Origin of the sequence: Actinoplanes sp. NPDC049802, from assembly GCF_040656595.1 — a bacterium.
GTDB lineage: Bacteria > Actinomycetota > Actinomycetes > Mycobacteriales > Micromonosporaceae > Actinoplanes.
Genome location: NZ_JBFAMR010000184.1, coordinates 1 through 1,416, shown reverse-complemented (window position 1 = coordinate 1,416; position 1,416 = coordinate 1). Strand labels below are relative to the sequence as shown.

The window sequence follows — 1,416 nt, the reverse complement described above, 5'->3', positions numbered from 1 at the left end:
TCGTCGTTGAACGATCTACCGGAGACCTCTTCATTTATCGATCACCGACACACCCGTACAGCCGGTCAGGCAAGCCACTTCTTAAACACGGCCTAGGGCGCTCGGAGAAGCGCTGAAGGCCGGCCGCACAAGACCGGGCCCTGGGCGGACAGTCCGAGGCCGCGGATACCCCGCAAGGCCCGGCAGCGCATCGGCTCACCCGTACCGATGGTGACAGTCTCTCCTGGAGTGACCGGGGCAGCGCGGAGCGTCAGGGCGGGCTAGTATCGGCGTTGGGCGGAGCGCCCGCCCGAGCCTCGTGTGGCTGCCCACGTCGACCATGGATGTGGCCAAGAGTCTCCGACTCAGCGCGTTCTGTTCCGCTGCGGTGCGCTGGTGTGCCGTCCGTCTAGCGGGTGACGTGGGTGCCCGTTGAGGGCGTGATGGTCATGTTCGAAAGGTTCACCGACCGGGCTCGGCGGGTTGTCGTCCTCGCGCAGGAGGAAGCGCGGATGCTCAACCACAACTACATCGGCACGGAGCACCTCCTGCTCGGCCTGGTCCACCAGGGTGAGGGCGTCGCCGCGGTGGCACTGGAGCGGCTCGGCGTCTCACTGGCGGCGGTGCGGCAGCAGGTCGAGGAGGTCATCGGCCAGGGGGACGAGCCACCGAGCGGGCACATCCCGTTCACCCCGCGGGCCAAGAAGGTTCTGGAGATGTCGCTGCGGGAGGCGCTGCAGCTCGGCCACAACTACATCGGCACGGAGCACATCCTGCTCGGGCTGATCCGTGAGCGCGACGGTGTGGCCGCCCAGGTGCTGGCCCGGATGGGCGCCGATCCGGAGCGGGTGCGCCTGCAGGTGGCCGAGATGGTGACCGGTGCGGGCTTCGACCCGGAGGCGGCGGAGGGCAAGCCGTCACCGGCGGCGGTGGCGATGTCGCCGATTCTGGACCAGTTCGGGCGCAACCTGACGCAGGAGGCCCGGGAGGGCAAGCTCGACCCGGTCGTCGGCCGGGAGAGCGAGATCGAGCGGGTCATGCAGGTGCTGTCGCGCCGGCGGAAGAACAACCCGGTGCTGCTCGGCGAGCCGGGTGTGGGCAAGACCGCGGTGGTGGAGGGGCTGTCGCAGTCCATCGTCAAGGGCGAGGTGCCCGAGACGCTGAAGGACAAACAGCTGTACACGCTGGATCTCGGTGCGCTCGTGGCCGGCGCGCGCTATCGCGGTGACTTCGAGGAGCGTTTGAAGAAGGTGCTCAAGGAGATCCACACCCGCGGCGACATCATCCTGTTCATCGACGAGATCCACACCCTGGTCGGCGCGGGCGCCGCCGAGGGCGCGATCGACGCCGCGTCGATCCTGAAACCGATGCTGCCCGGGCCGCGCAGATCGACCGGCGGCCGGCCGGGCCCGTTGTCACCGGCCCGCACCGGCATGT

The 1,416-nt window shown here is 68.9% G+C and carries 1 protein-coding gene; it reads left to right on the top strand.

Annotated elements, in window-relative coordinates; genetic code table 11:
• Positions 1 to 428 precede the first annotated feature (428 nt).
• On the top strand, positions 429 to 1,416 hold a 988-nt coding region (locus AB0I88_RS41265; protein WP_361037757.1), incomplete at its 3' end, for a Clp protease N-terminal domain-containing protein.